Source organism: Frankia sp. R82, assembly GCF_023716925.1.
Classification (GTDB): domain Bacteria; phylum Actinomycetota; class Actinomycetes; order Frankiales; family Frankiaceae; genus Frankia.
Map to the genome: position 1 here is coordinate 1 of NZ_JAMQQG010000060.1, position 15094 is coordinate 15094.

The following is a 15094-nucleotide window of genomic DNA, read 5'->3' on the forward strand; positions in this document are numbered from 1 at the left end:
CCGAAGCCCTCACCGCATAACCTTCAACCAGGATCACGCGGCATCACTGTCCGTACACCACCACCGTGGGCATGACCTCCGGCAGGCACGGTGATAACGACCGTGTGAGGAAGACCCCCGCGTGCGCGGGGACGAGGAGCGGCGCCGGTTGGAAAAGAAGCACAAGGCGGGAAGACCCCCGCGTGCGCGGGGACGAGTTCTCCGCACACTGAACGCCTGAGTCACCCCTCGGAAGACCCCCGCGTGCGCGGGGACGAGGAGGCGTCCACCCAGAGCTGGATGGACTTGCCGGGAAGACCCCCGCGTGCGCGGGGACGAGTCCGTCGCGGACACGGAGACCGACGGCGACCAGGGAAGACCCCCGCGTGCGCGGGGACGAGGCGAGCATCGCCGCGTCCGGGATGGCGAACGTGGGAAGACCCCCGCGTGCGCGGGGACGAGGTTGTCCTGGACGAGAGCGAGCCGGACATCACCGGAAGACCCCTGCGTGCGCGGGGACGAGCCAACAGCGATGCTCTGACCACCCCAGCACCCCGGAAGACCCCCGCGTGCGCGGGGACGAGGATCAGGCCGGCTGCAGTTGGCCTCCCCGAACGGGAAGACCCCCGCGTGCGCGGGGACGAGCGGCTGCAGCGGTTCGGTACCCGGTCGTTCGAGGGAAGACCCCCGCGTGCGCGGGGACGAGGGCACCAGCAGGGACCAGGCGGGCACGATCACCGGAAGACCCCCGCGTGCGCGGGGACGAGGTGGGCGATCGCCACGAGATGGACCAGGAGGGGGGAAGACCCCCGCGTGCGCGGGGACGAGCTGCCACCACCGTGCCGACTGCGGGCCGAACCGGGAAGACCCCCGCGTGCGCGGGGACGAGCCAGCTTGCGCCAACTTCCGCCAACCCTGGGAGGGAAGACCCCCGCGTGCGCGGGGACGAGGCCTGCGCGGCCTCCATCCGCGCCCAGATCCGGGGAAGACCTCCGCGTGCGCGGGGACGAGTCCGGACGGCTGGGGATCTGGGAAATCGATGCCGGAAGACCCCCGCGTGCGCGGGGACGAGCACGGACATCATTCGATTGATCATGATGTGGCCGGAAGACCCCCGCGTGCGCGGGGACGAGAGCACCGGAGGCGACACCGTGACCATCGACGAGGGAAGACCCCCGCGTGCGCGGGGACGAGGACCTCGCTGCGTTGAAAGCGGCAGCGGTCGCGGGAAGACCCCCGCGTGCGCGGGGACGAGGTTGCCGCGGTCCACGTCGCGTTCGACCAGGTGGGAAGACCCCCGCGTGCGCGGGGACGAGGACGAGGCATGGATCGTGTCCACCACCGGCCTGGGAAGACCCCCGCGTGCGCGGGGACGAGCGTGGTCGACCCGATGACCGCGCCCGCACAGGGGGAAGACCCCCGCGTGCGCGGGGACGAGCTCCCCCCGAAGAAGAACAGCCGGACGATGCTGGGAAGACCCCCGCGTGCGCGGGGACGAGGGCCACGACAGTCCCGGCTTCGGTGCGGGCACGGGAAGACCCCCGCGTGCGCGGGGACGAGCTCGGCGTGGACGCGGAGGCCGCCGAGGATGAGGGAAGACCCCCGCGTGCGCGGGGACGAGGATCGGTGAATCCGCCCGCCTGGCTGGCTGGTCGGAAGACCCCCGCGTGCGCGGGGACGAGCTTGCTGAGCTGGGGTTTTAGCGGCGGGGGCGGGCGAATAGCATCAGTCCGTCGTAGTCGATGGGGTGGTAGCGGTCGCGGCCGGCTGTGCGGGCGGCCCAGCCTTGTTCGTTGTTGGCGGGTTCGATCATGACTGCTTGGCCGTCTCCGATGCGTTGGGTGAGTAGGGTCCAGAGGCGATCCCGGACGCGGGCGCTGGGGTTTCCGACGTAGACGCCGACGTTGATTTCGATCATCCAGAGGGTGAGGTGTCCGCGTAGGCCTTCGGGGGCTGCGATGAGGACGATGACGGTCATCAGAGTGGTGGTGTGGCGTCGAGGTCGGGTCCGGTGATGCCGAGGCTGGTGAGATCGTCCCAGCTGTCGGCGAGATCAACGGCCCAGTTGACTCCGCCGGGTACCTCGCCGTCGACCTCGTCCCACAGGTGTAGGCCCTCGTCGTCGAGGTCGGTGGTGTCTGTGTCAAGGAGTAGGTCTTTGATGTCGTGGATGATGCGGGCCATGAGGTGGCCGTCGGCGACTTTGTCGCGGAAGGCGGTGCGGATGTCGCGTTCGTCGGTGTGGCCGGCAGCGGTGAGATCGAACGCGAGGGGGATGGTGTAGTCGGCTTTGTACAGGTCGGCGATGTCGAGGATGAAGGAGATCGCGGCCCCGGTGTGCACGAAACCGAGCGCGGGGCTGGCGCCGATGCCGACGATGGCGGCGTGGCAGATGCCGTAGAGGCAGCTGTGCCCGGCGGACAGGAGCCGGTTGATGTCATCGCCGGCGGCGAACGGTTCGCCGGGGTTGTAGATGCGACGGTTCCAGGGGACACCGGTGCGGTCGGAGTGGGCGCGGTAGATCTTTTTGATGCGTGCGCCTTCGCGGCCACGGAGCTGTTGCATGGTGGCGGTGGTGACGTCGTCGTCGGGAAAGCGTTTGGCGTACATGCGGCGGGCGACGTCGAGGCGTTCTTTGGTGCGGGTGACCAGGTATGCCTGGCGGAGCAGGAGTCCGGAGCCGCGGGCGGGGCCGAGGCCGGCTGCGTACATGCGCACCCCGCGGTCGCCGACCCAGCACACGGCGGTGCCGGAGTCGGCGAGCAGGCGCATCGCACCGCTGGTGATGCGGGTACCGGGGCCCAGGAGCAGGGTGGCGACGAAGGCGGCGGGGACGCGGACGGTGCGCTGCTTGTTGACGATGACAACGGCGTTGTCAGCCCGGTCGATGTGGCTTTTCTCCACGTAGAGGGAGGAGACGCGGTCTTCGATGCGATGCAGGTCGAGGGGGTCGGACAGCCACCACATCGGTCAGCCTTCCGCGGCGGGGCGGGGGTGGGCGAGGGGCGCGAGGGTGAGCAGGCCGCAGCCGTAGGCCTTGGCCGGTCCTACGCCGTGCAGGAGGGTACGGCGGGCCAGTTCGGGGTCGGTGACGCGCAGAGCGCCGTCGAAGGTGGCGGTACTGAGCACCACCTGTCGTCTGTCCTTCTCCTTGCCACGGCTCTGTGCGCCGGGTTGCCCGCTGTTCCCCGTGCGCGTGCCGGTTTCCTCGCCCGCGCGGGCCTTTTTGGAGAAGGTGAGTCGTTCGCGGGCGGTGAGCGCGACCGCGGGGCCGCTCGCTGTGGGGAGCAGGGTGAAGCCCCAGCGATCGATGCGGCTGGTCAGCCAGGTGAGCTGGTGGGCGGCGGTGCGGTGCGGGAGACGGACACCGCGAGGCCGTGCGGCGGCGAGGTGTTCCTTCTGAGCGACGGAGGGGTTGGTGGGGTGACGGGTAGCGGTGACGGGGTTGGCGCGTAGCCGGAAAGCGAACTCGCGGCCATGCTGGAGACGGTCGAGGAGCGGCTGGTAGTCGCGGATCATTGCCTCGGAGCCGTCGGCGCCGGGCCATCCGGCCTGTTCGACGAGATGCACCCAGGAGGGGCGGGACTCGGTGAGGATGAGCAGTTCCGCCCGGTGGGGCTCGCGGGTCTCCAGCCGCCACAGGACCCGTTCGGTCACGGGTTGCACGGCCAGGCCTCCGAGGATCGCGGCGTGCATGTTCTCGGGGCTGCGTAGCAGGGCCTGGGCGCGGGTGCGTAGCGGGTTGAGCCAGACGCGGGACAGGTAGGTCATGGGCGGTTCACCATCCCAGCAGCGCGAACGGGTCGTGGGCGGTCGGCGGGTCGGCGGTGGTGTCGACGGGCCAAGGGGGTGATAGTCGGGTCCAGCTCTGGCGGACCCGACGGGTGGTGAACCCCCGGTGGCGCGGGTCGAAGGTGGTGGGGATGTCCCTGCGGATCTCGTCGCCGTGGGGGTCATCGACGGTGATGGGCAGGTCGATGGTGCGCGGCCGTGGCCGGGTGGCGGCGAGGCGGTCCTGGTGGGCGGGGCCGGCCTGCCACGGCACCGCCGCCAGCACCGCGGCGACGTCCCCGTCCCACAGTGTGGGCGCGGCGGGACCGGTAGTGGGGGTGAGCAGCAGCGGCTGGGTGGGTGGGCAGGAACGACGGCCGAGCGCGAGCGGGAACGCGGGGGCCCGCAGCGCGGCGACCAGCACGGTGAGGACTTCCTCGGCCGCGCTGAGGGCGGCGACGAAGACGGCGTCCTGCAAGTAATACCGCTCGGTGACGTGGGTGTGTTTCGCCGGCGAGGTGGGTTTCTGGGTCCCTTTGGCGGACACCGCGGCCGAGGGCAGCGGTCGGCCTCGGTAGTCGCTGACAGTGTGATAGTCGCGGAGCAGGGTGCCGGGCTGATCTGTGCGCACGCCGAAGGTCAGGTTCAGCAGGTCTTCGATCGGGTCGGTGCGGCGCCGGCCCTGGGCGGCGGCGAGCAGGCCGACCAGGCCGCTTTTCGTGGGTTCGGTCTGGGTGTCGCGACGGTTGAACATGCTGGTCCCGCCCCAGGACTGCACGGGGCCGGCCAGGCGGAGCACCAGACACCGCGGGCCGGTAGGGACGGTCATCGGCTGGTGGCCTGGAGCCGGTCGCGGGCCGCGGCGGTCACGGTGTCCACCAGCTGCGGGAACGACACTGCTGTGCCGAGCGCCGCGGCGGTGTGCTCGCTGGCGTCGGTGGTGTCGTAGGTGGAGACGATCAGCTGCGGGTGCAGGCCCCACAGGGTGGTGGTCTTGGTCAGTTCGGCGGCGAACTTGTCGATGGAGCAGGCGAGGATGCCGTGGCCGTTCGCGACGACCGGCTTCTCGAACGCGGAGACCAGGTTGACCGGCTGGTCGGTGCGCAGCGTGACGGTGAGCAGGTTCGGGGCGGTGCGGTGCGCGAACGAGTTGCTGTGCCCGGTGGGCATCGAGGTCGTGAACGCGGTGAGGAAGACCCGTAGCGCCCCGACGGCGGCGTCGGTGTCGCCGCCGAGGTTGTCGACGAGCTGGTGCAGGCCGACGGTGGCGAACCGGTACAGCGTCGCGGACTGGAACTCGATGGTGCCGATCATCCCGGCGCCGGTGTCCTCCCTCAGGTTTTCGTCGTCGACGGCGGTGTAGTAGTCGAACTCGACCTCCGCGGCGTGGGTGGACAGGGCGTGCGCGACCTGGGTGGCGGCGTCCACGTTCAGCCCGGGAAGGTCCGCGACCATCCGCCCGAACAGCGCCACATCGATCGGATGTCCCGTGCCGAGGGTCTCCCGGACCGGCACCGCCTTCACCGCCTCCGCCAACGCCGTGTCCTCGAGACCGGCCAGGCGCGGCAGGTCAGCCTCGATCAGGTCGACCAGCCGGTCCAGCTGCGGGCGTCCGAAGAACAGCAGGTAGGCGGTCTCCGTCGCCTTCTTCCCGGTCTTGATACCCAGGTCGGACAGCACACTTGTCGCGATCCGGGCCGCGTCGTCCGGTGCGAGCCCGCCACGGGAGGCGATCTTTTCCGCGAGCAGCGCAGAGATTTTCTTCGTGCGGGTACCCAGAGTCGCCGGGTCGACCAGGTCCGCGAACGCCCTGCGGGTGGCGCGCTTCCAGGCCTGTGACGACACCCGGGCCCGCTTCACTCCGCCGTAGATCGCCTGCTTCGGGGTACCTGCGTCATCACGATTCAGGTTCGACGGGGGCACAGTCTGCAGAACGTGCACATCAACATAGGTACGCATGAGGATTCCCTCTCCTTGCGCAGAGACAGATCATCTTCTGCACAGCAGTGAAGTCGTCGAGATGTGAAGCCACTGCAACGGCACCCGGACCTGGGGGTGCCAGCAGCGTGGCCGGATCAGTGCGTGGCCGGCGTTTCGAGGTCTGGCTTTTTGTCGCGGGCCCGCAGATAGTCGGCACCCCAGCGGCGTCGGATCTGTCCGACCTTCGCCGGGTTCTGCCAGTCGACCAGGTTCCAGACGAGCGCGGTGTAGTCCAGCTGCTGCGCCGGTGACAGGCTCCGCATCTGGCGGACCAGACCGCGCAGATGGTGGGCGGCTTCGTTCAGCGAAGTGGCCGTGGCCGCGGCCGCGAACCGGCGATCTACCGCTTCCGGGCTGAACTTCCCACTCTCCCGCAGCCCGGCGAGCGCCGTCCCGATGCTGATGCCGGAAGCGTGCACCAGTGTGGACTGCGACTGCTGATGTACGGCGAACAGCACGAGCGCCACATGCTCAGCCCGCAGGGCCGGAGTCAGGGTCCCGCCCCGGTTCAGCGTGGTGTAGTAGCGCCACATCGGCGGAACCGTTCCGGCTTCCCGTCCCGCACCGCGGCGCAACGCGGCCAGAACCGCGCCGTCAGGCCGGCCGTCGGCATGCGGGCGTGCCCAGAAAAACCGTCCAGGTGGATCCCCTGCCGGCAAGGACGCGGCTGCGGGGGCACTGATCGTCATGAGGTATCCCAAGAATCCGAGGTCGGTCAGGCCGTGGTGGTGCTGGCGGACGGGGATATTCCGGTCGGCGCCGGGCCGAGGATGGCGTGCAGAGAACGGCGGAACGACGCCTCCGCGACCGCGAGCCGTGGGCCGAACCGCTGATCAGGATCGCGGCCGAGGAACGTCTCCGGGCCGGCAGCGGACAGCACCGGATCCGCGACCTCCCAGGCCAGCCGCCGCGCGACGATCCGCCAGGCGTCCTCCGCCTGCTCGAACGCCTCGGGATGATGCTGCAGCCCGGCCAGCAGCCGCCGCACCACCGGCGTGAGCCGGTGGATCAGCAGGTCCCCCAGCCGTTGCCCCCGATCCCAGGGGAGCTTCGCCGCACCACACGCGGCACGCAGATCATCACCGAGACGGTTCGCCGCGATCCGCAGCGCCTCCGCCTGCTCGGCCACTTGCAGCAACGTGTACCGAACCTGCGAGTCCGCGGCGAGTCCGACCACCGGCAGCGGGATCTCATCCACGATCACGTCGTCCACAACCGCGGACTGGGTGCCATAGGACACCCCGACCGTCAGCACCCGCAGCGGAAAGTCATCCGGCACAGCTCCGTCGGCCTGCAGATCAGCCACCTGCTGCATCTGCGCCGGCGCGGACAGCCGCTCCGCGGTCGGGCCGTGCACCGCCAGCAGCCCCGCCAGCCCCCGCCACGCCGCCCGCCCCGGCTGATGCCGCACCGGCCGCACCGGCGGATCACCCTTCTTCGGTTTCTCTACCTGCCGCCAACCGGCATGCGGCTCAAGATCATAAAAGGGTCCGGTCAGCCGGTCTCCCGCGCACAGCACCACCCGGCGCACCACCACACCACCCGGCACCGAGGCGTCGACCTGCGGGATCAGCCGGATCCGCCGGGCCTGCCAGGTCAGCAGATCCAGCATCCCCCGCGCCGGACGCACCTGCCATGACATGTCAGCCGGCGTCGGTGACTTCCACTGAGGATGGTCATCCGACCGGCGGGCACCCAGTGGAATGATCGGGAGGTTCAGCATCAGGGTGTCGAACAACGTCGCACCCATCGGCACCACCACCCCGAGCTGACCCAACGGCCCCGTCGGATTCCCCGTCGTCTTCCCCGCCTTCACCTGTGGATCGTCCGCAGCCCCGGACTTGATCGCGGCAGTGTCCCAGCACTGCGCGGCCAGCAACGCCCGCGCCGCCGCGGCCGGAGACAACGACGGCGGATCGCTCTCCGTCCGCGCGCTGAACAGCGGCACGTTGTTCCCCGATGCCAACCGGGACAACAACAGCGAGACCGGTTTCGTCTCGTCCTTCGCCGTCCGCAGACCCGCTACCTGCGCAAACGGCCGGCGCCCATCGAAAAGGTCAAACCGGTCCGCGTGCGCGTCCAGATAGTCGCCGATCCGCGCCGCATCCGCATCATCGAACCGGCCCCGAGCAAACCAACGCGCCCAAGCCGCACGATCCTCAGGAACGCCCACCGCGTCCATCACGATGGGAACGAGTACCTGCCGCAACACCGCGACCGTTTCCAAGGGATCGACGACGGCCAGGCCAGCCAACCGGTCGGCGCCCACCAGCGCCTCTTGCAGGCCGACCTCACGAACGTGGCCGTCATCGACCACCTCGATCCACGGTTCCACCCTCAGATCGAATCCGTTCAACGATTCCCCCGTTCGCGACAACCGCTTCTCCGGAAAGACCTCCGATATGTACCAGAGCCCTCCGACAGTTCTGCACCGTGACCACCTGGGCATACGAACGCCGGGGCTCGCGGACACCGCCGCCCAGCACAGCCCGGCCACCCCCTGCATGCTTAGCCGTTCCAGTCGCCCTTCCCTGCGGGCTAGCGTCCCCGCCGTGCCCGATGGCGGCGGCGATCCTTCCACCACGCCAACAGGTCGGCCGACCTGTCTGGCAGGACAGCACGCGCCACGCAGGCAACCCCAAGAGCAACAGCGACGATGATGAGGCTGGCCGCGACAGCCCACCACGGGGCTCCCGGACCCGAACTCGCGGCACACAGGACGGTCGCAAGGAGCGGTGACGCCTGCGCGGCGCCCCTCATCGCATCCCTCGCGTCGCGCTCAGGGAGGACCGGCCCGCACAGAAGATCGTGCAACTGTGCCTCGAGCCGCAGGGCGGGGCAGGGCAACAGCGCCAGAGTAGGCACGCAGAGTAAGTGAGTGGCACAGGGGCACGTTACCGCACTCTCAGTCCATCTCGACAACTGGGTATCGCATCCCCGTGACGACGGCCGAGGAATCTGGGAGAGGAAACGCCCTTCGTTGACACTCAGTCAAATGGATCTTCAGGTCGCGCAGCTCATCCAATCTCCAGTTCGTTGGTACGGTGTTGCTGCCCAGCCCATGCTGGGGTCCTCCATGGGTATCGCATGCCCGGGACGTCGTCCCCGCCCGCGCGGGGGACTCTCAAGACCCAGGCTCCGAGAACGGCTGGCGCTCAGCGTGGAGCCTGCCGTTCGTGGGTCAGGCCGAGGTTGTGGTCGTAGGTCAGCTGGTAGTCGCCGAGGTGTGCGGTCAGATCGGCGTCGAGGACGAGTGCTCGGACGCGCTTGAGCCAGGGATCGACGCCCCAACCCGGCAAAGGTGTGAGCCTGCGGCGGGCAGCGGCGGTGATGTCCTTGTTGGCGGGGAGACGGATCGTGGCGCCCACTACCTCCTCCAGCAGGACCTCATCGCTGATCGCTGCTTCGCCGCTCGGGCCCAACGGCCGGCCGCCGAGCGTCAGGTAGCCACCGGAGGGATTCCCGCGGACAAGGATGACCTCCAGAGACTCCTCACCGTCGCGAACCACCGCGGCGACCCGTTCCTCCGACGCCAGTACCTCGGTCGACCGGTCATGCAGCCCCGCCAAGGTCGACGCCCCGAGCTGTCTCTCTCCTGAGAGCAGAAAGCTCGACGCGGCCGCCGCACGCAGATGCTCCTTCTCGGTGCGCTGCTGCTGGTAGCGGGCTGCGGCCGACGTCCACTCTGGTGGGCCGAGCGGCACCTGGCCGTAGCCATCGGCCACCAGCTCAGGAACCCGCCCGGGGATGGACCAGCCCTCCCCGGCCGCAGCGGCAGCGACCAGGGCAGCCGAACGCAGAAGAAGATGATCACCATACACGGCGCGGCTTCCTGACGGCCACGTCGGAACCCGACCGTCCACGAACCGCACGCCGGTCACGAGGACCCTGGGTACCCGGAACCGCTCGGCGCGTTTGTCTACCGGCCGCTGGTGGCGGTGCAGCCGGCCGACGCGCTGCAGCAGAAGATCGATCGGTGCCAGGTCAGTGACCAGGAAATCCACGTCGACGTCAAAGGATTGCTCCGCGACTTGCGTGGCCACGACGACAAGACGGCCCGGCCGTGCTGCGGCGCCACGACGGCCGGGCGGGCCCAGCAGGTCGATCACGCGTTCGGTTCGCTCGGCACGCGCCGCCGCGGTGAACCGAGCATGCAGCAGAACGACGTCATCGCCGAACACGGGACGCAGCGCCGTGAACACCCCCTGAGCGCGGGCGACAGTGTTGCACACGACCAGCGCGCAGCCGCCAGCCTGAACCTCCGCGATCACCGCAGCGGCCACCGTCTCCGGGGCGAATCCCTCCTGCTCGTCGAGGACCTCGACCCCGACCTCAAGCGGTGGTCTCTTTGACGGATACACCTCGACAGCCAGGTTGAGGGATTCGTCGACAGCACACACCGAGGTCACACTCGGATAGCCCGCCGGCTCCGCGAGCCCCCGCAGATCGCCGTCGACGTCCGCGCGCTGAAGCGCACCCTGAACATAGGCACGGACCAGGTCGCGGCGCAGGTCCGGAGGCAGGGTCGCGGACAGCAGCACCACCGCGACACCGGCGTCAGCCAACCATCGCAACGCCTCGAACAGAAACTGCGCCATATAGACGTCGTAGGCATGCACCTCGTCGAGAACCACCACCCGGCCCGCCAGCCCCGCGTGGCGCAGCATCACATGCTTCGTCCTTGTCGCCGCATGCAGCACATGATCGATCGTGCCGACCGTGACCGGCGCCAGCAGCCCCCGTTTACGGCCGAAGAACCACTCCGCCGCGGCGACCCCACCCGTGGCCGGCCGATCCGGATCCGCCGGCTGCACACCACCCAGACCGTAGTCGTCGTCCATCCCGTACTCGTCGACATCATGGATGCCGCCGAAGGCAGCGCTACGCCGCAGCTCCACCCACTGCCGGTTGAACCGTGCCCGGCCATGCAACAGGCCCAGTGGCGCCTCGGCGTCCACCTGCACCGACCAGTCCCGCACCCGGGTGAACATAGGATCCGCCGTCGCCTGCGTCGGCATTCCCACGAACACACCATCCGCGCCGAACCGCCGCGCCAGGACCTCCACCGCGGCGAACGCGCCCTCTGTCTTCCCTTCTCCCATCGGCGCTTCCACGATCAGCAGACCCGGACCCGGCAGCTTCTCCGCGGCCCGCACCACACCGATCTGGACAGGCCACCCTGTTTTCTCGAACCGGTGGAATACCAGGTCGTCTACTCCCGGCGGGGCAGGCGCACCCACACGCCACCCACCTCGAAGACCAAGGTCCTCCCACGCCCGACGAGCCCGACCACGAGCACCGTCCCACGACACCGCCGACAGCTCCGAGAGACCGTTGAAACGCTCCTCATCGCTCGCGATCCAATCCGCCATAATGATCAGGCCGGAGACGGCGAGCTGCTCAGCACGCCTCGGTAAACGGACATCAGCCAGCGACCCCAGATCCACCGACAACTCCTCGGCGACCCGCGCCACAAAAGCGTCCTGGGCCTGCACCCACACCTGGCCACGCCCTTGGGCCTGCACGTGATTGCGCGGATCAGTCCTACCCAACGGGGGAATCAGACCATGATGACCCGCGATCAGCGGCCACACCCAGTCGCGCCCCTCAAAAGACCATCCTGCCTCCAGCAGACAGCGACGAACAATAAACGCACCGGCCGCGGAATGATGCCAGGCGCGGCCCTGCCTCACCGTCAAACCCCGCCACCCCAAACCAGCCGCCTGGACCCGGGCCGCCAGCCCATCATCCTTCATCTGAAACGCCGGAGTCGCCTTACCCACATCATGAAGCCCACACAGCAACACGAACAGCTCCCGACCGCACCCGCCACTACAACCATCGAGAAAACTCCGGACGGAAGGAGACAGATACCGATCGAAAATAATCTCACCAACCGCCGCCGCATCCAACAGATGACCCAGCAGAAGATGCATGGACCCCTGCGGGTGCGCAGGCTTCGACTTCCCCCACACCACACCCAGCGCCGTATCCTGCAAGAGACCCCCCGAGCCAACCCGAAAACCCGACAACCCGCGATCCAACCACCAGTAGAGCTACCGTCCCACACCCGCCCACCCGGAAACCGCACCCGGTCAACCGGCCGCCGCTGCAACGTACCGATAATTTTCGGCCCCGCCGAGCAGTAAAACCGCAGGTCAGCAAGTGTCGTCCCCGCACGCGCGGGGATCTTCCTCGGATAGCCAGGGGTGCCGGCGGGCCCCATATGTCGTCCCCGCACGCGCGGGGATCTTCCTACACCGATCCAGACGCGGAGAGACGCATACGGAGTCGTCCCCGCACGCGCGGGGATCTTCCTGTCCGGTGGCAGGCGGACGTCAAATACGACGGGTCGTCCCCGCACGCGCGGGGATCTTCCGCCGACCAGACCCTCGCTCAGATCGGATACACCGTCGTCCCCGCACGCGCGGGGATCTTCCCCGGGTGATCTTCAACGTGTCGCCGGCCCGGAGGTCGTCCCCGCACGCGCGGGGATCTTCCCCCACCGGGCTGATCAGGCTGTGCTACGCGCCGGTCGTCCCCGCACGCGCGGGGATCTTCCCGCGGCCGACGTGTGGCGCCGCACCTACGAGCAGTCGTCCCCGCACGCGCGGGGATCTTCCCGAGGCCACCGTGGCGAGACCTGCGGCGAGCCGGTCGTCCCCGCACACGCGGGGATCTTCCCCCGTGGGCCCGCGCCTCGTCGCCCGTGATCTCGTCGTCCCCGCACGCGCGGGGATCTTCCCGGCCCTACGCGAGGCCATGGAGCAGATCCGCAGTCGTCCCCGCACGCGCGGGGATCTTCCGGACCACGCGGATTGGGCGGTCATCGGCACCAAGTCGTCCCCGCACGCGCGGGGATCTTCCCCGCTGGTGCTAGTGCTCACGGTGAAATGCCACGTCGTCCCCGCACGCGCGGGGATCTTCCCCACCCGAGCCGGGTCGCCTGCGCCGACATCTCGTCGTCCCCGCACGCGCGGGGATCTTCCCACCGGCCCCTTTCATTTCGGGGTCTACACGGCGTCGTCCCCGCACGCGCGGGGATCTTCCGCCGCCGGCGAGTAGCGCGGCGGCCGACTTCGGGCCGATGCCGCGGACGCCCGGAATGTTGTCCGCGGGGTCGCCTGCGAGCGCGCGCAGGTCCGGGAACCGGGATGGCGCGACGGCGTACCGTGCGAGGACATCCGCGCGGCCGAGGAGCCTGCTGCCGGGGCGGCGGGCGGTGTTGAGGATGCGTACCGAGCGGCCGTCGTGGTCGGGCTCGGTGAGCAGCTGGTAGTAGTCCTGGTCCGTGGAGAGGATCAGGACGTCTCGGGTGGGCCGGGCTGTGTGCGTGAGGGTGGCGATGGCATCGTCGGCTTCGATGTTCTCGAGCTCGAGCCAGGTGACGGCGAACAGGTCCAGTCCGGGGAGCCTTCGCCCATCTGGCGGCTGCAGAGCGGGACAACCGCGCCGGGAGCCGGCGGTGGCGTGGCTGTGCACCGAGCTGGGGAGTCCTATCGCGGCAGGGATATGTCCGGCCGAGGCGGCATCCATAACTGTTGGGGGTGGGCGAGAAAATCAGCACGGAGAGTCTGCTGCGGAGAGGCCGGCGCATCATCACTGATGCCGGCGCCGCGACCGCGGCGGGTGCCTCCGGGTCTGGATGGTGATGGGGATATGCCTGCGCGCGCTTCGGGTCCACCGCGGCCGGTCACGCCGCTGCGCCAGGTCAGGGTGGCCCGGAACTGGACGTTGGAGCGGGTCGTCGAGGAGATCGATCTACGGACTGCGGGCGGTCACAGCGGGGTGACGCCGAGCATGGTGTCGGGCTGGGAACTGGGCCGCCACACCACGAGCATTGGGCACCGTGTGACGCTGTGCGCGATCTACGGGCAGCCACCGGAGGTGCTGTTCGCCCATCAGGATCAGGAGCTGACCGACCCGACCGGCCCGACGCTGCTCGCCGGCGTGGCGGACCTGCGGCGGGAGATGCTGTCCACCGTGGACGGTGCCCGGGAGTGTCTCGTGGTGATGGGCTCGCGGTCTCGTGACGGCGCCTACCTCGCCGCGATCGAGACGGCGCTGGCGCAGCGTCCCACGCTGGTCTACTACCGGGTGCTGTTCGGTCCGCCGCACCACCAGGTTCTCAAGGATCATCTGGTGCGGCTGTTGGAGCTGCGGGACCCGCACGACCGGAGCGTGGGTCTCAAGACGCTGCACCTGGGCATCGTGGAGGACACCGCGCTGGTACCGGAGCGGTTCTTCTGCGCCAGCGAGCAGAAGGCGGTGGTACCGATCCCGTCGTTGACCTCGCACGAGGCCTTCGATTCCGGGGTGCTGCTCGGGAGGGCTGCGGCGGCCCGACTGCTCGACCACGGCCGCCAGGCCTATGCGGCAGCCCGCCGGGTGGAAAGCGCAGGGGAGGTCACCGCCCTGGACGTCCTGCGGGAACGGAGGGCATCGGCATGACAAGCATGCACGGGAACATCACCGCCGCCGCGGCGGGCCTGCTGCACGCCGCGGCGGCGGACCAGGCCGGGGTGGTGGACCTGACCCGCGAGCTGGTGCGGATTCCCAGCCGCGGCGGGGTCGACTCCTACGAGCTGGTGCTGGACCGGATGAGTGCCTGGCTGCACGGCCAAAAACTGGTCAGTCGCCGTCTGGCGGGGCCGGCAGGGGCCACAGTCGCACTGGTCTGCGAGGTCCACGGGCACGGCCCGGGGCCGCGGTATGTGCTCAACGCCTGCCTGGACACCGCCCCGTTCGGGAACGAGAACGCTTGGACCTACCCACCGACGTCCGGGGAGCTCGTGGACGGCTGGCTACACGGGCGCGGCTCGTCCGACTCGAAGGCGGGGGCGGCGATCTTCGCGCATCTCGCGGTTCGGCTTGCGAGGACGGCGGATCGGTGGGCGGGCAGCGTGGTGCTGCTGTTCGACGTCGACGAGCACACCGGCGCGTTCGGCGGAGCGAAGGCTTTCTTCGATGGACCGGATGCGGGGCAGGTGGACGGGGTGATGATCGGCTATCCGGGGTTGGCGCATGTCGTCACCGGCGGCCGTGGCGTCCTACGGGCCCGGATGCACGTCCACGGCATCGCCGGCCATACCGGTGGCAGCACGCCCACGCCGTCGGCCATCGAGAAGGCCGCCACGCTCATCTCTGGCCTGCATGCCGCCACGTTGCCGGGGCCGTCGGGGGTGGGGTTCCCGTTGCCGGCACGGCTCACGGTTACAGCGATCAATGGCGGCGAGGGATACTCGGCGGTCCCGGATCTGTGCACGTTCAACGTCGATATCCGGCTTACCCCCGCCTTCGATGACAAGGCCGCGCTGGACCTGCTGCGGACCCAGGCGGCACAGGTGGACGCCGCCTGGCCAGG

At 69.5% G+C, this 15094-nt stretch carries 10 protein-coding genes, 2 pseudogenes and 2 CRISPR repeat arrays; of the genes and pseudogenes, 2 read left to right on the forward strand and 10 right to left on the reverse strand.

Annotation, left to right across the window (positions count from 1 at the left end; translation table 11 throughout):
• Positions 1-108 precede the first annotated feature (108 nt).
• A CRISPR array of direct repeats spans positions 109-1661; the repeat unit is 28 nt; unit sequence GGAAGACCCCCGCGTGCGCGGGGACGAG.
• A 17-nt stretch (positions 1662-1678) separates the two neighbouring features.
• From cas2e to ND747_RS13255, 10 genes and pseudogenes are all read right to left on the reverse strand, one after another.
• On the reverse strand, positions 1679-1957 hold the full coding sequence (gene cas2e, locus ND747_RS13210; RefSeq protein WP_251733826.1) for a type I-E CRISPR-associated endoribonuclease Cas2e: 279 nt from the start codon (positions 1955-1957) through the stop codon (positions 1679-1681).
• Entirely contained in the window at positions 1957-2946 is a 990-nt protein-coding gene (cas1e, locus tag ND747_RS13215) for a type I-E CRISPR-associated endonuclease Cas1e (protein ID WP_251733827.1), read from the reverse strand. The genes cas2e and cas1e overlap by 1 nt, the downstream gene beginning before the upstream one ends.
• A gap of 3 nt (positions 2947-2949) precedes the next feature.
• A complete protein-coding gene (gene cas6e / locus ND747_RS13220) occupies positions 2950-3750 on the reverse strand; it encodes a type I-E CRISPR-associated protein Cas6/Cse3/CasE (RefSeq protein ID WP_251733828.1) in 801 nt (266 codons plus the stop codon).
• Positions 3751-3757: 7 nt separating this feature from the next.
• On the reverse strand, positions 3758-4579 hold the full coding sequence (cas5e, locus tag ND747_RS13225) for a type I-E CRISPR-associated protein Cas5/CasD (RefSeq protein WP_251733829.1): 822 nt from the start codon (positions 4577-4579) through the stop codon (positions 3758-3760).
• On the reverse strand, positions 4576-5709 hold the full coding sequence (gene cas7e, locus ND747_RS13230) for a type I-E CRISPR-associated protein Cas7/Cse4/CasC (protein WP_251733830.1): 1134 nt from the start codon (positions 5707-5709) through the stop codon (positions 4576-4578). Before cas7e ends, cas5e begins: the two co-directional genes overlap by 4 nt.
• A 116-nt stretch (positions 5710-5825) precedes the next feature.
• Positions 5826-6419: a type I-E CRISPR-associated protein Cse2/CasB gene (gene casB / locus ND747_RS13235; protein ID WP_251733831.1), complete on the reverse strand. Its 594-nt coding sequence runs from the start codon at positions 6417-6419 to the stop codon at positions 5826-5828.
• A 26-nt stretch (positions 6420-6445) separates the two neighbouring features.
• Positions 6446-8065 carry a type I-E CRISPR-associated protein Cse1/CasA gene (gene casA, locus ND747_RS13240; protein WP_251733832.1) on the reverse strand — a complete coding sequence of 540 codons (1620 nt, stop codon included), beginning with the start codon at positions 8063-8065 and terminating at the stop codon, positions 6446-6448.
• A gap of 820 nt (positions 8066-8885) precedes the next feature.
• Positions 8886-10970, reverse strand: coding sequence for a CRISPR-associated helicase Cas3' (gene cas3, locus ND747_RS13245; protein WP_251733835.1), 2085 nt, complete (start codon positions 10968-10970; stop codon positions 8886-8888).
• A gap of 108 nt (positions 10971-11078) precedes the next feature.
• Positions 11079-11708 (reverse strand): annotated as a pseudogene (locus tag ND747_RS29780) (CRISPR-associated endonuclease Cas3''); the annotation flags it as partial.
• A 189-nt stretch (positions 11709-11897) separates the two neighbouring features.
• A CRISPR array of direct repeats spans positions 11898-12780; the repeat unit is 28 nt; unit sequence GTCGTCCCCGCACGCGCGGGGATCTTCC.
• A 15-nt stretch (positions 12781-12795) separates the two neighbouring features.
• A pseudogene (locus ND747_RS13255) lies at positions 12796-13266 on the reverse strand (5'-3' exonuclease H3TH domain-containing protein); the annotation flags it as partial.
• 123 nt (positions 13267-13389) lie between these two features.
• Between ND747_RS13255 and ND747_RS13260 the strand changes: the two are divergent.
• Together ND747_RS13260 and ND747_RS13265 are read left to right on the forward strand one after the other, a co-directional pair.
• A complete protein-coding gene (locus ND747_RS13260; protein ID WP_251733833.1) occupies positions 13390-14181 on the forward strand; it encodes a helix-turn-helix transcriptional regulator in 792 nt (263 codons plus the stop codon).
• On the forward strand, positions 14178-15094 hold a 917-nt coding region (locus ND747_RS13265), incomplete at its 3' end, for a M20 family metallopeptidase (RefSeq protein WP_251733834.1). The genes ND747_RS13260 and ND747_RS13265, both read left to right, overlap by 4 nt.